The sequence below is a fragment of the Xanthobacter sediminis genome, from assembly GCF_043195015.1.
Taxonomy (GTDB): domain Bacteria; phylum Pseudomonadota; class Alphaproteobacteria; order Rhizobiales; family Xanthobacteraceae; genus Xanthobacter.
Genome location: NZ_JBAFWH010000002.1, coordinates 384507 through 401240, shown reverse-complemented (window position 1 = coordinate 401240; position 16734 = coordinate 384507). Strand labels below are relative to the sequence as shown.

Below are 16734 nucleotides of genomic sequence, written 5' to 3'. Positions count from 1 at the left end.
AGTCATACTATCATGAAATCTGCGAACGCTCCCTCGTCCGAAAATCCGCCCCGGCGCGCCTACAACCAGGGCGCCCGCGCCCGCGCCGCCGAGCAGACGGCCGAGCGCATCCTCGACGCCTTCGCCCGCCGCATCCGCGACGACTGGTTCGAGGAGATCACCCTTGAGCAGATCGCCCGCGACGCCGAGGTCACGGTGCCGACCGTGGTGCGCCGCTTCGGCGGCAAGGACGGGCTGCTTGATGCTGTCCAGCAGCGCCTCGCCAGTGAGATCCACGAGCGTCGTCGCATTGCCCCCGGTGACATCGCCGGCGCGCTCACCGTGCTGGTGGAGGATTACGAGGCGGCCGGCGACCTCGTGATGCGCGTCCTCGCGCAGGAGGAGCGCCACGCCCCGTTCAGGGCCATGACGGACGCCGGCCGCGCCTCCCACCGCGCCTGGATCGCCGCCGTCTTCAATCCCTGGCTGGAGCCGCTGCCGGACGAGGCGCGCCGCGACCGGCTCGACACCCTCGTGGTGGCCACCGACCTCTACACCTGGAAGCTCCTGCGCCGCGACATGGGCCGCAGCGCTGACGAGACGCGCATTCTCATGCAATCCCTGGCGGAGGGCATTCTCGGCACGCACGCCGGGGCGCCCTCCGCCGCCGTCCGCCCGGAGGTGCCCCGCCGTGACTGACATGCCCATGAAATCGTTCCTTCTCGCCACCTTCGAGGGGGGCGGCTCGGTAACGCCCGTGCTGGAGGTCGCCCGCCGCCTCGTGGCGCGGGGCCATCGCGTGCGCCTCATGAGCGACGCCTGCAACCGCGTGGACGCGCTTGCCACCGGCGCCCGCTTCGTGCCCTGGACGATCGCCCCCTCCAAGATCGGCCGCACACGGGAGTTCGACCTCTTCCGCGACTGGGCCGCCCCGACGCCGATCGAGGGCATCATGGCCGCCTGTCATGCCCAGTTCACCGGCCCGGCCCGCGCCTTCGCGGACGACATCATGGCCGAGCTGGCGCGCGAGCCGGCGGACCTCGTGGTGGCGAACGAGCTGCTGTTCGGCACGCACCTGGGCTGCGAGGCGGTGGGGCAGAACATGGTTCTGCTCGGGGTGAACATCAATCTGTTCCCGCCCGCCGGAGTGCCCCCCATGGGGCCGGGGCTGATGCCAGCCGCGACCGCGCAGGAGGCGGCGGAGCACGAAGCCGTCCGCGACGGCATCCGCGCCGCGTTCGACGCCGGCGCCCTGCCGGCGCTCAACGCCGCGCGCGAGAGTCTCGGCCTTCTGCCGCTCGCCCACCTCGTCGACCAGCATCGGGCCGGCCGCGCCCTGCTGCTCGCCACCAGCCGGGCCTTCGATTTCGCGCCCGATCCAGTACCGGAGGGACTGCACTACGTGGGCCCCGTCCTGGCCGAGCCGGGCTGGGCGGCGACCTTCGAATCCCCTTTCGCACGGGACGACCGCAGGCCGCTGGTGGCGGTGGCCTTCAGCACCACCTTCCAGAACCACGCCGGCACCGTGCGGAACGTGGTCGACGCCCTTGCCCGGCTGCCGGCGCGCGGGCTCGTGACCCTCGGCGGCTCACTGCTGCGCTCCGAACTCGCAGCGATACCGGACAATGTCGCGGTGATCGATACCGCTCCCCACGGAGAGCTGATGCGTGATGCCGCGGTGGTGGTGACCCATGGCGGCCATGGCACGGTCATGAAGGCGCTCGCCGCCGGCTGCCCCCTGCTGGTGATGCCCCACGGCCGCGACCAGGCCGACAACGCCGCCCGCGTCGCCGCGCGGGGCGCCGGCCTCACGCTGGATGCGGCTGCGGGCGTGGACGAGATCCATGCCGCCCTGCGCCGCCTGCTCGACGAGCCGGGCTTCACCGATGCCGCAGTGGGCCTCGGCCACCAGGTGCGGGCGGAGGCGGAAAACTCGCCCCTCGTCAGCCTGCTGGAGGAGATGGCCCAAATGCCGCTGCGCTCCAGCACCCTTTGCGCGGCCTGACCCCCGCCAGGCCGCGCGAATGCCCGTCCGCGCTCCGGCGCGGACGGGTGGAACGCCCGCCGTCAGGAGGCCTTGGTGCGCATGGTCACCAGCTCCTCGGCGGCGGTGGGATGCACCGCGATGGTGCGGTCGAAGTCGGCCTTGGTGGCGCCCATGCCCACGGCGATGCCGGCGACCTGGATCATCTCCCCCGACCCTTCGCCGACGATATGGACCCCGAGCACCCGGTCCGTCTCCCCATCCACCACCAGCTTCATGAACATGCGCGTCTCGCGGCCGGACAGGGTGGCCTTCAGCGGCCGGAACGCGGTCTTGTAGATGTCCACCGGCCGCCCGGCGGCGCGCGCCGCCTCCTCAGAGAGGCCCACGGTGCCGATCTCCGGCTCGCAGAACACCGCGGTGGGCACCAGGGAATGGTCCATGGTCCACGGCTTGTTACCGAACACCGTATCGGCGAAGGCGTGGCCCTCGCGGATGGCGACGGGCGTGAGGTTCACCCGGTTGGTCGCGTCTCCCACCGCATAGATGGAGGGCACGGAGGAGCGCGACTGCGCGTCCACCACCACCGCCCCCACCTTGTCGAGCTCGACGCCGACCCCTTCCAGGCCCATGTCGCGGGTGGCGGGAATGCGGCCCACCGCCAGCATCACCTCGTCCACCTCCTGGGAGGAGCCATCGGAATAGGTCACCTTCTTGCCACCCTCCACCGCCTCGATGGAGGCGATGGACTGGCCCGGCATCAGCCGCAGGCCGGCGGTGGTGAACTCCTGCATCATATGGGTGCGCACATCCTCGTCGAAGCCGCGCAGCGGCGCATGGCCGCGATAGACCAGCGTCACCTCCGCGCCGAGCGCGCGGAACAGGCAGGCGAACTCGACGCCGATATAGCCCGCGCCCTGGACGACGATGCGGTTCGGGAATCGCGGCAGGCTGAACGCCTCGTTGGAGGTGATGGCGAGCTCGGCGCCCGGAATGTCCGGCCCGAGCGCCGGGCGGCCCCCGGTGGCGACCAGGATGTAGCGCGCCTTCACCTCTTCTCCGGTGGAGAGGATGCGCACCGTGTGGGGGTCCACCACCACCGCGCGCGAGGCCACCAGCTCCACGCCCGCGGACTGGGCGTTGCGGGTGTAGATGCCCTCGAGGCGCGCAATCTCCTTGTCCTTGTTGGCGATGAGGGTGCGCCAGTCGAACTCCACCGCGTCCACCCGCCAGCCGTAGCCGGCCATGTCCTCCAGGTCATGGGCGTAGCGCGCGGCGTAGACGAACAGCTTCTTCGGCACGCAGCCGCGGATCACGCAGGTGCCGCCCACCCGGTATTCCTCGGCCATGATGACCCTGGCCCCGTGCTGGGCGGCGATCCGCGCCGCGCGCACGCCGCCGGAGCCTCCGCCGATGACGAACAGATCCACTTCCCTCTGCGACTGCGCCTGCGACATGGGGCTCCACCTTCTGGCCGCTCCGTATGGCGCTCAGACAAGTCAGGGCCGCTGCCCCGCGTCAAGTCGGCACGGTGCCGCGATGCCTCTCAAGGCCCCCGCACCCGGCAGCCCTTGCCTTCGCCCTCGGCTCGGTGGTGTAAGGCGGCCTGAAGCAATTTAGCGAGCGCGCATCATGGCCGACGAGATCCCTCCCCTTCCCCTGCGGCGCGGGCGGACGGGGCCTGAGGGCGTGGTGTTCCCGGTGCCGCTCGCGGTGCGCCTCAAGGCGCGCGGGCAGGATGCGCTCATCGCCCTGCGCTTCACCGGCGCCCGGCCCGGCCTGCAGCTGAAGGTGGAGGATGCCAGCGGCGGCGCCCTCTTCTCCGCCCCCCTGACGGAGGCGGAGCCGCTGATTCTCGTGCCCCTGCCCCGCGGCGCCGCGCGCATCGTCGTCGCCGGCGCGGGGGCGGAGCTGCGCGCCGGCTTCCTGCCAGTGCCGGATTCCTACCCCCTCGGCCGGCTGGTGCTGAAGCTCAACGCTTTCCTGCGCGGCCGCATCGAGATGCCTCCGGGCGCGAAGGGCGGCCTCGCCGGCCTCTCCCAGCGCTGGAAGATCGCCACCGACGCCGCCCGCGAGCTGCGCGCGCGCCTCTCCACCCTCATCGTCTCCTCGCCCTTCGGCCGCTTTGCGCAGCAGGCGGACTACCAGCGTTTCCGGGCCCGATGGGTGGAGGACTTTGCGGAGGTGGCGCCGGCCGAGGCGGCCCCGCGCCTCGTCTTCATCAGCGCCGGGCCGGCCTGCGATGCCACGGGGCTGCGCACCTGCGCGGCGGCGCTGAAGGCCCAGGGCGACCCTGCCTTCGAATGGCTGGTGGCCCTGCCTGCCGGCGCGCCGCAGCTTCCGGCCGAGGTGGACGAGCTGGCGCGGCGGGTGCCCGCGCCGGGGCCGGGAGAGGCAGATGGGCTCGCGGCCGCCCTCGCCGCCACGGCGCCCGGCACGCTCGTGAGCGTGCTCGACCCCGCCGGCACGCCCACCCGCGACGCTGTCGCCATGATCCGCGCCGCCTTCGCCGCGCACCCGGACTGCCAGCTCCTCTACACCGACGAGGAACGCCTGGACGCGGCGGGCGCGCCGCTCGAAGGCGTGTTCAAGCCCGCCTTCAACCGCCACCTGCTGGAAGCCTGGCCCTACATGGGCGCCTTCACGGTGCTGCGCGCCGACAAAGCACGGGCGCTGGGCCTCGACCCCGCCCACGGCGGCGGCGCCATTTACGATCTCGTGCTGCGCTATGTGGAGGGGCTCGACAGCGCGCACATCCGCCACCTGCCCCGTGTCGCCTATGTCGGCCCGGAGGGCGAAGCGGGCTTCGCCGATGCCACGGCGGCGGCCGAGGGGGCACGCGCCCTCAAGGCCCGCCTGGGCACCGAGGTGGAGGTGAGCGCGGACGGACGCTTCCTGCGCCCCCTGTTCCCGGTGCCGGCGGTGGCGCCGAAGGTCTCCATCGTCATCCCCACGCGCGACCGCGCGGCCGTGCTGGGCATGACGCTGCGCACGCTCGTCGCCAACACCGCCTATCGCAACTTCGAGATCATCGTGGTGGACAACGGCTCGGTGGAGCCGGAAACCTTCGCCTTGTTCGAGGAGACGAAGGCCGCCTGGCCGGCCACGACCATCGTGCGCGACGACGGCGACTTCAACTTCCCCCGCATCTGCAACGCCGGCGTCGCCGCCATGACCGGCGAGCTGATCCTGCTGCTCAACAACGACATCGAGGTCATCGAGGGCGGCTGGCTCGACGAGATGGTGGGCCTGATCTGCCGGCGCGACGGGGCGGCGGACACCGGCGTGGTCGGTGCCAAGCTGCTGTTTCCAGACCGGAGCATCCAGCACGCGGGCGTCATCGCCGGCCTGTTCCGCTATGCCGCCCACTGGTTCGCCCATTGCCCGCACTGGGCGCGCGGCTACGAGGGGCGCCTGCTCACCCGGCAGAACCTCAGCTCCGTCACCGGCGCCTGCCTGCTGATCCGCAAGGACGTGTGGGACGCCATCGGTCCCCTCGACGAAGTACGCTTCGCCGAGGATTGCAACGACATCGACCTGTGCCTGCGGGCCCGACGCGGCGGCTACGGCGTGGTTGAGACCCCCCATGCGCTGCTGATCCACCACGAATCTGCCTCGCGCGGGCGCCGCCGCACCGCCGAGCACCGGGCGCGGCTGAAGGCCCAGCGCGCGCGCTTCGATGCGATCTGGCACGCCACCACCCTGGTGGACCCCCACTACAGCCCGAACCTGAAGCGCGACAGTCTGCTCGCGGCCTGCGCCGCCGCCCCCGAAGGCCCGCGCGAGGCGCGCACCGACGCCATCTGACCCGGCGAGCGGCATCGCCACCCCGGAGGGTGTGCCAGCGGGCTCAGCTCTCCGGCTCCGCTCATCGACCGGTGCCAAGCGGATTCGCTCGGATACCGTGCGGCGGGCGCTGCGCACGATAAGACGAGCGCCAAGCCACGGCCTCCCACCCCGGAACGGCAACGGCCGGCGAGGTCGCCCCCGCCGGCCGTCGCGATATCACGGATGTGCTCCGGCCCGTTGCCGGAACAGGGCGCCGTCAGAGATCGAAGCCCTTTTTCTTCATCTCAGCACGCACACGCTCCACGGCCTGGGCGTTGAGCTGGGCGCCCCACCCCTGGATGCCCTGCACCGCCTGCTGCACGATGGCCGGGCGATCCGCCACCAGCTTGCGGCCGGTGGGGGTCTGGTAGAAGGCCAGCGCCTCCTTCAGCTCGGCCTCGCTGAAGCGCGTGGCATAGGCGACGGCCAGGATCTGCAGCAGCTCGGGCTTGCGCTTCTCGAACTCCGGCCGCACCACGACCGCCACTTCACGCAGCTGCTTGGCGAGGTCGGGATTGGTGGAGAGGAAGGAAAGCGCCGCTCCGTCCACGATATTGGCGATGACGCCGTCGAAAGCGCGGACCTCGCCATTGGCCTCCACGAGCTGCTTGGCCAGCTCGATCTGCGCCGCAGTGGGGGCCGCCGCCTGCTGCGCCAGCGCCGCGCCGGGGCCGGCGACGGCACCGCCGAGAACGGACACCGAGACCGCCGCAGCCATGAGCAGGCCGAAACGGCGAGAGGCGAAGTTGGAAGAACGCATCATCTTCTCCGGAAAGCGCAATTGTTCACTCAAACCTGGCGATCGAGGACCACGATGCCCTCCGCCCCGGCCAGCACGGCCCGGCTGGCGAGGCCCAGGAACAGCCCATGCTCCACCACGCCCGGCACTTCCGAGATGGCGCGCGCGAGCGCGGCCGGGTCCGGAATGCGGCCGAGATGGGCATCAAGCAGCACATGCCCCTGATCGGTGATGAAGGGATGGCCGTCGCGGTCGCGGCGCGGCCGCAGCTCGCCGGCACAACCAGCAGAGCGGATCGCCTCGTCGACGCTGCGGGTGATGCTGGCGGCGCCGAAATCCACGATCTCGATGGGGAGCGGGAAGCGGCCGAGCACGTCGACCTTCTTCGTGGAATCCGCGATCACCACCATTTCCTTTGCCGCGCGCGCCACGATCTTCTCCCGCAGCAGCGCGCCGCCGCCGCCCTTCACCAGGGCGAGGCCCGGGCCCACCTCGTCGGCGCCGTCCACGCACAGGTCGAGCTCACCCACCTCGTCGAGGGTTGCGATCGGCACGCCCAGCTCCACCGCTTGGGCTAAAGTCTGCTCGGAGGTGGGCACGCCGATCACCTTGAGCCCGGCATAGACCTTCTCCGCCAGCAGCTCCACGAAATGGCGCGCAGTGGAGCCGGTGCCCAGGCCCAGGCGCATGCCGTCCTGCACATATTCGAGGGCGGCGGCGGCGGCGCGGCGCTTCAAGTCTTCGGCAGGAGCCATGGGGCGTTTCCGTCGTTTTGCGCGAATGCGGGCGAGGGCACCGGACCCGCGCAAGGCGAAGGTGCCCCTTTCGCCTTCGGCTCTAGCCCCGATCGCCGCAGCGGACAAGCGCCGCGACGCCTCACCCGGCCGCGCCCTCAGCGGGACTGGGGCGTGCACAACACCGTGGGCTCGGTCTTGCCATCCGGCTTCGGCAGGTCGCGGACGTAGCAGATGCTCATCTCGCCGGTCTCGTAATTCACACGGAACACGCCAGTCTCGCCCGCATAATGGGTGGAGACGAGGCCATAGCGCCCCGCCTTCTGCGTGCCGGCCCCCTCGCCCTGGGCGAAGCAGCGCGTGACTCCCACGGACGACCCCGCCGGCCGCTCGAACTGGCAGGCGGAAACCTCGCCCGTCTTGCGGCTGACGCCGTAGACCCGGTTCGCCTCCGCCGAGGGCGGAGCGGCGAAATCAAAGGCCCCGAAGCTCTGCGCGGGCGCGGCCGTCGCCGCCGCGAGGAGAAAGCCCGCGGCCGCCAGCGCCGTGACGCCGGCCCTGCGCCCGCCTTCCGCAACCCGCTCGACCGGGGCCAATGCCCCCCGCCGCTTCGTCCGCATGCACTCCTCCATCGGCTACCCGGCACCCGCGCTGTGTGGCCGCAGGCACGACAACGGCCGCGACGCTGGCGCCGAAAAGCGGCAGGATTTAAGGCGGGCCGCCGTCAAAGGCCCGCGACCCCACAGCACAGCCGAGGAACGCCCCACCATGTCAGCCCCGACACTGTCCGCCCCGCCCTCCTCCACTTCGGCGCCTTCCGCGCCGGGCGGAGCCGCCGATTCGCACCCCGTCGTCGCCTTCGACCTCGACGGCACGCTGGTGGACACCGCGCCAGACCTCCTGAACGCCCTCGACGCCATCCTCGCCGGCCACGGCCTGCCGCAGGTGGAGCGCGCCAATGCCCGCAACATGATCGGCGGTGGCGCGAAGCTCTTGATCCAGCGCGCGCTCACCAGCGCAGGTGTGCCCTTCTCCGAGGCCGAGCTCTCGGAGCTGAACCAGCAGTTCGTGGCCCACTACGCAGCCCATATCGCGGACGAATCGCGTCCCTTCCCCGGCCTGCTGCCGGCGCTGGACCGGCTGGCCGACGCCGGGGCGCGCCTGTGCGTGTGCACCAACAAGCTGGAGCGCCTCGCCCGCGAGCTGCTGGACGCCCTCGACCTCACCGGCCGCTTCGCCGTGGTCACCGGCGGCGACACCTATGCCCGGCCCAAGCCCGATCCCCTGCCCCTGAGCGCCACCATCGCCGCCGCCGGCGGGGCGCCCACCCGCGCGATCATGGTGGGAGACAGCATCACCGACATCCGCGCCGCCCGCGCCACCGGCGTGCCCGTGATCGCCGTCTCGTTCGGCTATACGGAAACACCCCCGGCCGAGCTGGGCGCCGACGCGCTGATTCACCACTACGACGAGCTCGCGCGCGCCGTCGCTGCGCTGCTGCCACGCGCGGCGGCCTGAGCGCAAACCCAGCGCAGCGCCATAAAACCCTTCGACCATAGGGGTTTGATGGCCATCTGGCGGAGACGGCCGCCGGGATGCGCGGACAGCACCTGTGGACAAGTGGGGGTGCCCGAGGGGCTCGCGGACACCCCCCTTGACACCAAGGGGCCCTAAGCTCTAACAAGCGCTCCTCCGCGACGGAATGGGCGATTAGCTCAGCGGGAGAGCACTCCCTTCACACGGGAGGGGTCGCAGGTTCAATCCCTGCATCGCCCACCATTCCGCACCTCACAAAATGGGCAAGCGAGCCACACGCTCATTGAGGGCACGGCTGCGCTCGAGCGACGTGCAGGAACGCGTTTTGACTGTGATGCGCATCGCTCGTGAAACGCATCGCCATCCCCTGCCCCGTTTCGCCCATCAAGATCGAAGCGACAGCGCCGGCAGACTCAGTCCGCCCCGGCGCCTGCCCAACCTCCGGACGGCGGGATGTGGCAGACGAGTTGACGTGAGTCTGGCGCTATGGCCCATTCCGTAGCGGCTCCCCGCCTCCGTGGGCTTGCCATTTACCGGCGCAAGTGGCGTTAAAACTCGCCCCTATTTCGAGGTAGCTGCGTGACCCAGTTTGCCTTCAGTGACTCGACGATCAAAGAGCTCATCGCTCACTCCCTGAAGAATGCCGGCGGGCCGAATGATTGGCACATTACGCGCACCGCCATGTACAAGGCGCTCAGAGGAAAATTTTCTGCCCACGACGCCAAGGAAAAAGAGTGCTTGGCGATTTCACACTCCGAATGGTTCGGGAAAATACTTGGACTGAAAGAAGCGAAATATACACACGCGAATTACCCGGAAGAAAATATCATAAATCTTTCATTTAATGATAAATCGTTCGATTTTGTTGTTTCAGATCAGGTTTTTGAGCATATCGAGGGGAATCCGTTCCTTGCCTTCGCCGAAACCGCGAGGGTGACAAGGCCGGGCGGATTGATTTGCCACACGACATGCTTCATCAATGAGATACACGGCGTACCCAAGGACTTCTGGCGCTTTACTCCAGACGCCCTCGCACTGCTCGCGACCAGTGCTGGCTGCGATGTCGTGGAGACCGGATCATGGGGAAACCGCGAAGCGTGGGCGCTTATACATGCGGGATTCCGCATGGCGAAAATTCCTGAAGACGAAACGCACCCCTTGTACCGCCTCGCCTTGCGCAACGAAAAAGAATGGCCAATCGTTACCTGGGTCATCGCGAAAAAACGCGAGGCGTGACCGCCGCGCCGAAGGCGTGATCCTGGCCCAAGCCTCATTTTCCTCCGGCTCAGGAGAAAAACCGCGGAATGGGGCCTGGCTTCAGGCTCCAATCCATACTGCGTGCCCTCCATCGCAGGCAATTTCCAGCCGGTCACGCCCAATCGGCTTTACGCGATACAAGGGATTTGTCGGCGGCGCCCGTCATCTCGTCGAAGCGTCCACCGCCGTATCGACACCGGAAAGGCCACCGCTGACGTTGGTCGTGAGTGAAAGCTTCGCATCGGCCCGGTCGGATTGCTCCCGCACCGCCCACGATGCCTCCGCCAAGGCGGACAAGAAGAAGTTCCTCTCCCGAGGCGCGCTGCGGCTGGGCCCCGGTGACGATCGCAGGCATCTATTGCGGCGCCTGACCCCCCCTGTCCCGAATCCGGCCCACCGCCTTGCCGATGCCGGCGTACCGATCCGGAGTGACGACACTCGGTCGAGGCCGTGCCAAACGAAAAAAGCTCCGCCTCAGGGAGACGGAGCCTTCCACGTCATCGTCAGGGCGGTTCTACGCCATTGCCAGTACATCCGTGGTCAATGGCGAGAAAGATCACGCAGCCTGAAGATTGCCCGCCGAACTCTTCCCGGACTTGTTGTCCCGGACGATGTCGAACTGCAGCTTCTGGCCTTCAGCCAGGGTCTGCATGCCCGCGCGCTCGACCGCAGAGATGTGCACGAACACATCCGCGCCGCCGTTTTCGGGCTGAATGAAACCGAAGCCCTTGGTGGCGTTAAACCACTTCACCGTACCGATATTCATGACGATATCCTTTCAATCGCGCATGGACGCCTGGCCCGCAGGATCGAGCCCGGCAAATAGTTAGAAATTGAAGGGAGTCATCGCCGGATGCGTCTATGCGCATCAGAAAATCAGCCGTCAAATTCAGACGGTCGCAAACTAGAAGGCAATTGTGTTTATTGCAAGGCCGGAAAATATAAGCAGAATTCCCGAATTTCATCCCGCTACAGCCGGCCCTTCAGCCGCGTCCACCGGAGAACAGCACCGCGCCTGGAGTACATTGCCCAGAAGCCGCACTTTTGTCCCGCGGCGGGATACGAGCAGACCCCTGCCCCAGAACGGGCAAGGAATAGGAACGAGGAGGACGCGAGCGACGCCACCGCTCACTCCAGCTTGAGTCCAGGATCTGTGCGATCCAAGAGGAGGAGATCGGGCACTACGTTGAGGCCTGTCGCAGGGCAAGCCAAGCGGGGAGCCGCACCCCGGCCGCCGACGGCGGCGCGGGCCGGAAGGGGCCCCGGCTTGCGCAAGAGCCCCGGCACGGATCAGGGCAGGAAGGTGAAAGTGCCGACCTCGCAGACATTGACCTTGCGCTTGATCACAGAGTCTCCGTCGGCGAACACAGCCTTGAAGTCATAAACGCAGGCGCTGCTGCCGTCATCGATGTCCGCATCCAGCGTCTCGCCATTCTTCAGCGTGTCGCCGTGAAGCATGTCCTCTTCCCAGCTCTCCTCATCGACGCTCGACGCGAAGAAGGAGGTCATGGTGTGCCCGGTCTTGTTGACGATATCCACCTTCCTGTCTTTTGCGAGCGCGGGAAAGGCAAGGAAACCGGTGGCGAGAACTGCAGCAGCCAGTGTACGGACGAGAGACATTATCGCAGCCTTCGAGAAATGAAAAATATCGCGCCACTTCTTACGTAAGACAACAGAAGACGGCAAGGCTCACGTCACGTCAAAGAACAACCGCTGCGGGAAACACCAATGGCGGAGCAACGCCCCCCTTCCGGCCCGGCGCACAGCTCGGGGTATTTCCAATAGCGGCACGCGACATCGCCGGGCGCGACCATGCCACTGCGCAGTCCGCCGCCTGTCATGGCCCTCGGAAACGTTCGGAAACATTATTTTCAACATTCGGAAACACAGCTTTGCACCAGCCGCATCTTGCAGAAGACCATGTAACCTGAGCCATAAGGAGGCTGGCATGGTTTCGGTTTCTTCGGTTTCAACGACGTCCATCACCAGCGGCACCACCAGCGGCGCATCCGATCTCGCCGCACAGATCGCCCGTCTCAAGGCGAGCCAGGATGCCTATCAGAAGCAGATCGACGACGCGCAGGCCTCGACCGAGCTCTCCGATGAGGAAAAGCAGAGCACCGTCAAGGCGGCGGAGGCGAACCTGAAGCAGGTGGCGGCCCAGATCACCGAGCTCACCGCGCGCCTCGCCGCGCAAAGGTCTCAGGAATCCTCCGCCACCTCTAACACCAACCCGCAGCAGCAGCAGCGGAACGACGACGACAGCACCAACCCCTACGCCATCCTTTCCAAGACGGATCTCTCGATCCTGAACGAGAGCAACGGCTGAGGTAACGTGATTTTCCACCGCGTCGCGCATCGTCGCGGCGCGCAGTGCTCGGCCACCCTCGTGGTGGCCGGTCGAGCGGGCGGGCGGGCCCTCTCGGCGCTCCATGGTCCCTTCGCCGGCCGGAAACATAGAGACATCCACCCGCAAACATTCGTTTCCCCCCGGTCTCACCGGCGACACCCGCGCCCCCGAGCATGCACCCATCAGCTTTCCATCGCTCGGGTCCGCTCATGACACATGCCCACGTCTCCGGCGCCTCCGCCTCCCGGCCCAGCCGGCTCCCGTTTCGGCGCTGGCAGATTCTGGCGGCGCTTGCAGCGCTGGTGGCCGCAGCCTATGGCGCACACGCCATTCCCCCGGTGAGCCGCATCATCATGCGGCACGAGGTGGGCTCCTTTCTCACCGATGCGCCAGTGGTGCTGCTGGGTGACAGCATCGCCTATGCCAACGGCCCCTCCAGGCTATGCGGCGAGGAGGTGTTCAACGCCGCCGTTCCCGGTGCCCGGCTCGAAAATCTTCTGGGGCAGGGCGCGCGCATCACGGAACGCATCCACGCCACCCGCGCGGTGGTCGCCATCGGCGTGAACGACGCCATCCGGCCGCATGCCGACATCGAGGAATGGACCACGCAATACCGGCGGCTGCTGGACCGCATCACCGCGCCGGACATTACCCTTGTAGAGATCAATCCCGTCGACCCGCGCTTTCCGGTGGCGGCGCAGCTGTTCGACCGGGATTTCATCGCCAGGCAGAATGCGGTGATCCGCGCCCTCGCCACCGAGAGCGGCGCGCGCCTCGTGTCCGCCCCCCTGTCCGCGCAGACGGCGGACGGCCTTCACCCGAACGAGGATGGCGGCATCCTCTGGCGGGCGCGCCTCGCACGTGAGGCGTGCGATATCTGAGGCATCGCCGCGACAGCGGTCATGCCGGCCCCGCCCGGACCGCGCCTGAGCCTCCGGCTGCTGCCCGTCGATAGCGGCCGGACATCTTCCATGTGACATCAAGGCAGGCGCCCGGTCGCCTGCGTTGGCTGGCCATTGCCGGCGGCACGCCTCGCCGGCCCCGCCCTTCTCTCCCGAAAGCGCCGTTTACGCCCAGGCGCGCGCCATCGTGCAGCCCCTCGCGGCCCGCCCCAGGCCCCTTACCGCCCTCGACACCATGGCAGCGCGCCTTCTGGCGCCACCGTGCATGCCCGGCCGGAACGACGGGCATGCACGGTGGCGCTTGACTTTGCGCTATATACAAGTGTTTCTATGGACTAAATGAATTACGGTGATGCGCATGGCTCTCCCTCTCGCGTGCTCCGCGCGCCGAAAACCGGTTCGCGGTTCCCGCGCCAGCCGGCGGGACCGCGAGCTCGCCGTGATGTCAAAGCACGTCCCCTCCGGCTCGGATGCCTCCGCCGGGCGACCGCATGCGCCCGGGACAGAGCGGCGCCGATGCGGCCTCCCCGTCGCGCGCCGCGGGTACGAGCGGGCCGCAAGCCGCCCCATCACCCGCAAGATTCCGCTGGAGCCCGTCATCTCCGGCCACCCGGCCCAGGCCTGATCCCCTCAGTTTCCGCGAGAACGAGCATGAACAAAGCTGTTGCCAAACTCCCCCTTTCGCCCGCGACCGCACCGTCCGCCGATCCTGCGGACTGGCAGGACCTGTTCGCGCGCATCGGCGCGGGCTCCGCAGAGCGGGAGCTCAAGCGCGTGCTGCCCTTCGAGGCCATCGGCCTGCTGAAGCAGGCGCGTTTCGGCGCCCTGCGCCTGGCGAAGGAAGACGGCGGGGCCGGCGCCTCCTTCCCGCAGGTCTACAAGCTCGCGCTGGAGCTGGCGGCGGTGGACGCCAACGTGGCGCACATCTTCCGCAACCATTTCACGGTGGCCGAGCAATTCACCCGCCTGCCCTATGACGATCGCAGCCGGGCCTGGCAGGCCGCGGTGCGGGAAGGGGCCGTGTTCGGCCTCGCCTCCACCGAATCCGGGTCCAGCCCCGCCGGCGGCGTCGCGCCCGACACCCGGCTCCTGGCCGATGGCGACGGCTTCCGCCTCGAAGGCGTGAAATATTACAGCACCGGCACCCTCTATGCGGATTCCATGCTGGTGCGCGCTACCGATGAGGAGGGGCGCGTGGCCTCGGTCATCATTCCCACCGGCCGGGATGGAATCGAGATCGTGGACGACTGGGACGGCGCCGGCCAGCGCCTCACCGCCTCCGGCACCACGCGCTTCCACAACGTGCGGGTGGAGCGCGACGAAGCCATTCTCGACACGCCGGAGTGGGGATACGGCCTCGCCTACTCCAACACCCAGGCGCAGCTCTTCCTCACCACGGTGGTGGCGGGCATCGTGAAGGGCATCCTGAACGATGCCATCGCCCTCGTGAAGCGGCGCAAGCGCAGCTTCTATTACGCCCCCACCCAGACCGTGACCGAAGACCCCTTCCTCCAGCAGGTGGTGGGCCAGATCGCGGCCCATGCGTTCGCAGCGGAAGCCCTGATCCTTGCCGCCGCCGGCGCGCTCGACCGGGCGAGCATCGCCCGCGACAAGGGCGAGCCGGCTGAGGCGCTGGCCGCCGAGGCCGCGAAGGCGGCGGCCCAGGCCAAGCTGGTGGTGGACGACCTCGCCCTGCGCTCCGCCTCGCTGCTGTTCGAGGCCGGCGGCGCCTCAGCCACGGAGCGCGCCGTGAACCTCGACCGGCACTGGCGCAACGCCCGCACCATCGCCTCGCACAACCCCGCCAGCTACAAGGCGCGGGCCATCGGCGACCTGCTGGTGAACGGAACGCCCCTGCCCTCCAAGGGCTTCTTCTGAGGTGAGGCCGAGCCCGGTGATCCGCCGACGGCAGCAGCCCGGGCGATCACCGGGCCGGTCGTTCTGCCCACCGGCCAGGATACAGGCCAAGCGGGTGGCTCACGCTCTTCGCCCATCGACCTCGGGCGATAACGCGCCCGCGAGCCATGCAACGACTGGTATCACCATCCGGAACGAAGAAGCTGAGGCCGCGTCGGGCGGTCGAGTGGGCAGGCGGAACGCTTCGCCGCGCGCGAACGTGGCGAAGCGTGAGTGCCGAGGGAATATCGATTAATGCCCGGCGGCGGCGAGGGCAGCCTTCAGCCGGTCGTATTCCTCGCAGCCCTGCGGGTAGCAGAGCAGCCGCAGCAGTTCGAGATTCTTCCCCGCACGCGGGAAATCGCCCTCGGCAATGAAGAGCTCGCCCTGGTACTCGAGCGCCGGCCGGTGGCCGGGATCATAGAAGAGCGCCTCCTTGTACCAGCGCTCGGCCTCCCCGTAGCGCTTCAGGTTCCGGTTGGCGAAGGCGATGAGATTGTAGAGGTCGGCGTGGTGGACCGTGGCCGTAAGCGGCATGAGCAGCGCCAGCGCCCGGTCATAATCCCCCGCATAGATGGCAGCCCGGCTCTCGGAAAGATCGGGCAGGTCGGTGGAAGGCGCGGTATCCATGCCCCGCGCCGGCCCGGCGGCAAGGGCCGCCACCAGCAGGGCGAGGCCGAGGCCGGCGGCGAACGCCCCCCGCCCGCGCGCGTCGTGGCGCCTCATGCCGCGCGCGACGGGACGTGCCCGCTCCCCTCGCCCATGGCTTCCAGGATGCGCCGCTTGAGGGCGACGAACGCCACGTCCGCCCGGTCGCGCGGGCGGGGCAGCTCGATCGCCAGGTCCTCCACCACCCGTCCCGGCTTGGCCGCCATCACCAGCACCCGGTCGCTGAGGAAGATGGCTTCGTCCACATCATGGGTCACGAGGATCATGGTGGTGCCCTCCTGTTCCCAGATGCGCTGCAGCTCTTCCTGCAGGTGCACGCGGGTGAGCGCATCGAGCGCGCCGAGCGGCTCGTCGAGCAGCAGGATCTCCGGCCGCACGACAAGGCCGCGGGCGATGGCCGCCCGCTGCGCCATACCGCCGGACAATTCATGCGGATAGGCCTTCTCGAAACCCGTGAGGCCGACGAGAGCGATGTGCTCGCGGACGGTTTCGGCCTTCTCCTTCGGCGCCCAGCCTGAATTCTCCAGGCTGAGGCCGATGTTCTGCTCCAGCGTGAGCCATGGCAGCAGGCGATGGTCCTGGAACACGATGCCGCGCGAGAGCGAGGTGCCGCGGATGCGTGCCTCGTTCAGCAGGATCTCGCCCTGGTAGTCGTCGTCGAGCCCGATGATGGCGCGCAGCAGGGTGGACTTGCCGCAGCCCGAGGGGCCGACGATGGAAACGAAGCTTCCCGGTGCCACGTCGAAGCTCACATGGGAGAGGACCCTCACCAGCGGCCGCCCGCGCGCGGCGAATGTCTTGGAGACGTCGCGGATCTTGAGATGTCCGGGGGTGCTCATGGACGATGTTCCTTCCGGGCG

16 protein-coding genes and 1 tRNA gene are annotated in these 16734 nt (G+C 68.6%); 9 read left to right on the top strand and 8 right to left on the bottom strand.

Going from position 1 to position 16734, the window contains the following annotated elements; all coding sequences use genetic code 11:
* The first annotated feature begins 12 nt into the window (after positions 1-12).
* Together V5F61_RS03795 and V5F61_RS03790 are read left to right on the top strand one after the other, a co-directional pair.
* Positions 13-678: a TetR/AcrR family transcriptional regulator gene (locus V5F61_RS03795; RefSeq protein WP_393987427.1), complete on the top strand. Its 666-nt coding sequence runs from the start codon at positions 13-15 to the stop codon at positions 676-678.
* Between the two features lie 7 nt (positions 679-685).
* Positions 686-1984 carry a nucleotide disphospho-sugar-binding domain-containing protein gene (locus V5F61_RS03790; RefSeq protein ID WP_393987426.1) on the top strand — a complete coding sequence of 433 codons (1299 nt, stop codon included), beginning with the start codon at positions 686-688 and terminating at the stop codon, positions 1982-1984.
* Between the two features lie 62 nt (positions 1985-2046).
* Here the strand turns inward: V5F61_RS03790 and gor are convergent, their stop codons facing one another.
* Positions 2047-3420, bottom strand: coding sequence for a glutathione-disulfide reductase (gor, locus tag V5F61_RS03785; protein WP_393987425.1), 1374 nt, complete (start codon positions 3418-3420; stop codon positions 2047-2049).
* Between the two features lie 175 nt (positions 3421-3595).
* On the opposite strand from gor, the gene V5F61_RS03780 reads away from it, so the two are divergent.
* Positions 3596-5770 (top strand): glycosyltransferase family 2 protein, encoded by a 2175-nt coding sequence (locus V5F61_RS03780; RefSeq protein WP_393987424.1) that lies wholly within the window; start codon positions 3596-3598, stop codon positions 5768-5770.
* Between the two features lie 238 nt (positions 5771-6008).
* On the opposite strand, the gene V5F61_RS03775 is transcribed toward V5F61_RS03780, so the two are convergent.
* The 3 genes from V5F61_RS03775 to V5F61_RS03765 form a co-directional block, all read right to left on the bottom strand.
* A complete protein-coding gene (locus tag V5F61_RS03775; RefSeq protein ID WP_394104004.1) occupies positions 6009-6551 on the bottom strand; it encodes a DUF2059 domain-containing protein in 543 nt (180 codons plus the stop codon).
* Positions 6552-6580: 29 nt separating this feature from the next.
* The gene (rpiA, locus tag V5F61_RS03770) at positions 6581-7285 is read right to left on the bottom strand and encodes a ribose-5-phosphate isomerase RpiA (RefSeq protein WP_393987422.1); all 705 of its coding nucleotides are present in this window, start codon (positions 7283-7285) and stop codon (positions 6581-6583) included.
* Positions 7286-7422: 137 nt separating this feature from the next.
* On the bottom strand, positions 7423-7884 hold the full coding sequence (locus V5F61_RS03765) for a hypothetical protein (protein ID WP_393987421.1): 462 nt from the start codon (positions 7882-7884) through the stop codon (positions 7423-7425).
* A 148-nt stretch (positions 7885-8032) separates the two neighbouring features.
* On the opposite strand from V5F61_RS03765, the gene gph reads away from it, so the two are divergent.
* The 3 genes from gph to V5F61_RS03750 all read left to right on the top strand — a co-directional run bounded on the left by gph (position 8033) and on the right by V5F61_RS03750 (position 10036).
* On the top strand, positions 8033-8782 hold the full coding sequence (gph, locus tag V5F61_RS03760) for a phosphoglycolate phosphatase (protein ID WP_393987420.1): 750 nt from the start codon (positions 8033-8035) through the stop codon (positions 8780-8782).
* 186 nt (positions 8783-8968) lie between these two features.
* Positions 8969-9043, top strand: a tRNA-Val gene (locus V5F61_RS03755).
* A 336-nt stretch (positions 9044-9379) separates the two neighbouring features.
* Positions 9380-10036, top strand: coding sequence for a methyltransferase domain-containing protein (locus V5F61_RS03750; RefSeq protein ID WP_393987419.1), 657 nt, complete (start codon positions 9380-9382; stop codon positions 10034-10036).
* Positions 10037-10613: 577 nt separating this feature from the next.
* On the opposite strand, the gene V5F61_RS03745 is transcribed toward V5F61_RS03750, so the two are convergent.
* Together V5F61_RS03745 and V5F61_RS03740 are read right to left on the bottom strand one after the other, a co-directional pair.
* Positions 10614-10823: a cold-shock protein gene (locus V5F61_RS03745; RefSeq protein ID WP_393987418.1), complete on the bottom strand. Its 210-nt coding sequence runs from the start codon at positions 10821-10823 to the stop codon at positions 10614-10616.
* Positions 10824-11347: 524 nt separating this feature from the next.
* On the bottom strand, positions 11348-11677 hold the full coding sequence (locus V5F61_RS03740) for a hypothetical protein (RefSeq protein ID WP_393987417.1): 330 nt from the start codon (positions 11675-11677) through the stop codon (positions 11348-11350).
* Between the two features lie 328 nt (positions 11678-12005).
* Here V5F61_RS03740 and V5F61_RS03735 point away from each other — a divergent pair, with 328 nt between their 5' ends.
* The 3 genes from V5F61_RS03735 (at position 12006) to V5F61_RS03725 (ending at position 15187) form a co-directional block, all read left to right on the top strand.
* Entirely contained in the window at positions 12006-12386 is a 381-nt protein-coding gene (locus V5F61_RS03735; RefSeq protein WP_393987416.1) for a FlxA-like family protein, read from the top strand.
* A 230-nt stretch (positions 12387-12616) separates the two neighbouring features.
* Positions 12617-13288, top strand: coding sequence for an SGNH/GDSL hydrolase family protein (locus V5F61_RS03730; RefSeq protein WP_393987415.1), 672 nt, complete (start codon positions 12617-12619; stop codon positions 13286-13288).
* 672 nt (positions 13289-13960) lie between these two features.
* Positions 13961-15187 (top strand): acyl-CoA dehydrogenase family protein, encoded by a 1227-nt coding sequence (locus V5F61_RS03725; protein ID WP_393987414.1) that lies wholly within the window; start codon positions 13961-13963, stop codon positions 15185-15187.
* Between the two features lie 270 nt (positions 15188-15457).
* On the opposite strand, the gene V5F61_RS03720 is transcribed toward V5F61_RS03725, so the two are convergent.
* The gene (locus V5F61_RS03720; RefSeq protein ID WP_393987413.1) at positions 15458-15931 is read right to left on the bottom strand and encodes a tetratricopeptide repeat protein; all 474 of its coding nucleotides are present in this window, start codon (positions 15929-15931) and stop codon (positions 15458-15460) included.
* Positions 15928-16713: an ABC transporter ATP-binding protein gene (locus V5F61_RS03715; RefSeq protein WP_393987412.1), complete on the bottom strand. Its 786-nt coding sequence runs from the start codon at positions 16711-16713 to the stop codon at positions 15928-15930. Before V5F61_RS03715 ends, V5F61_RS03720 begins: the two co-directional genes overlap by 4 nt.
* Positions 16714-16734 lie beyond the last annotated feature (21 nt).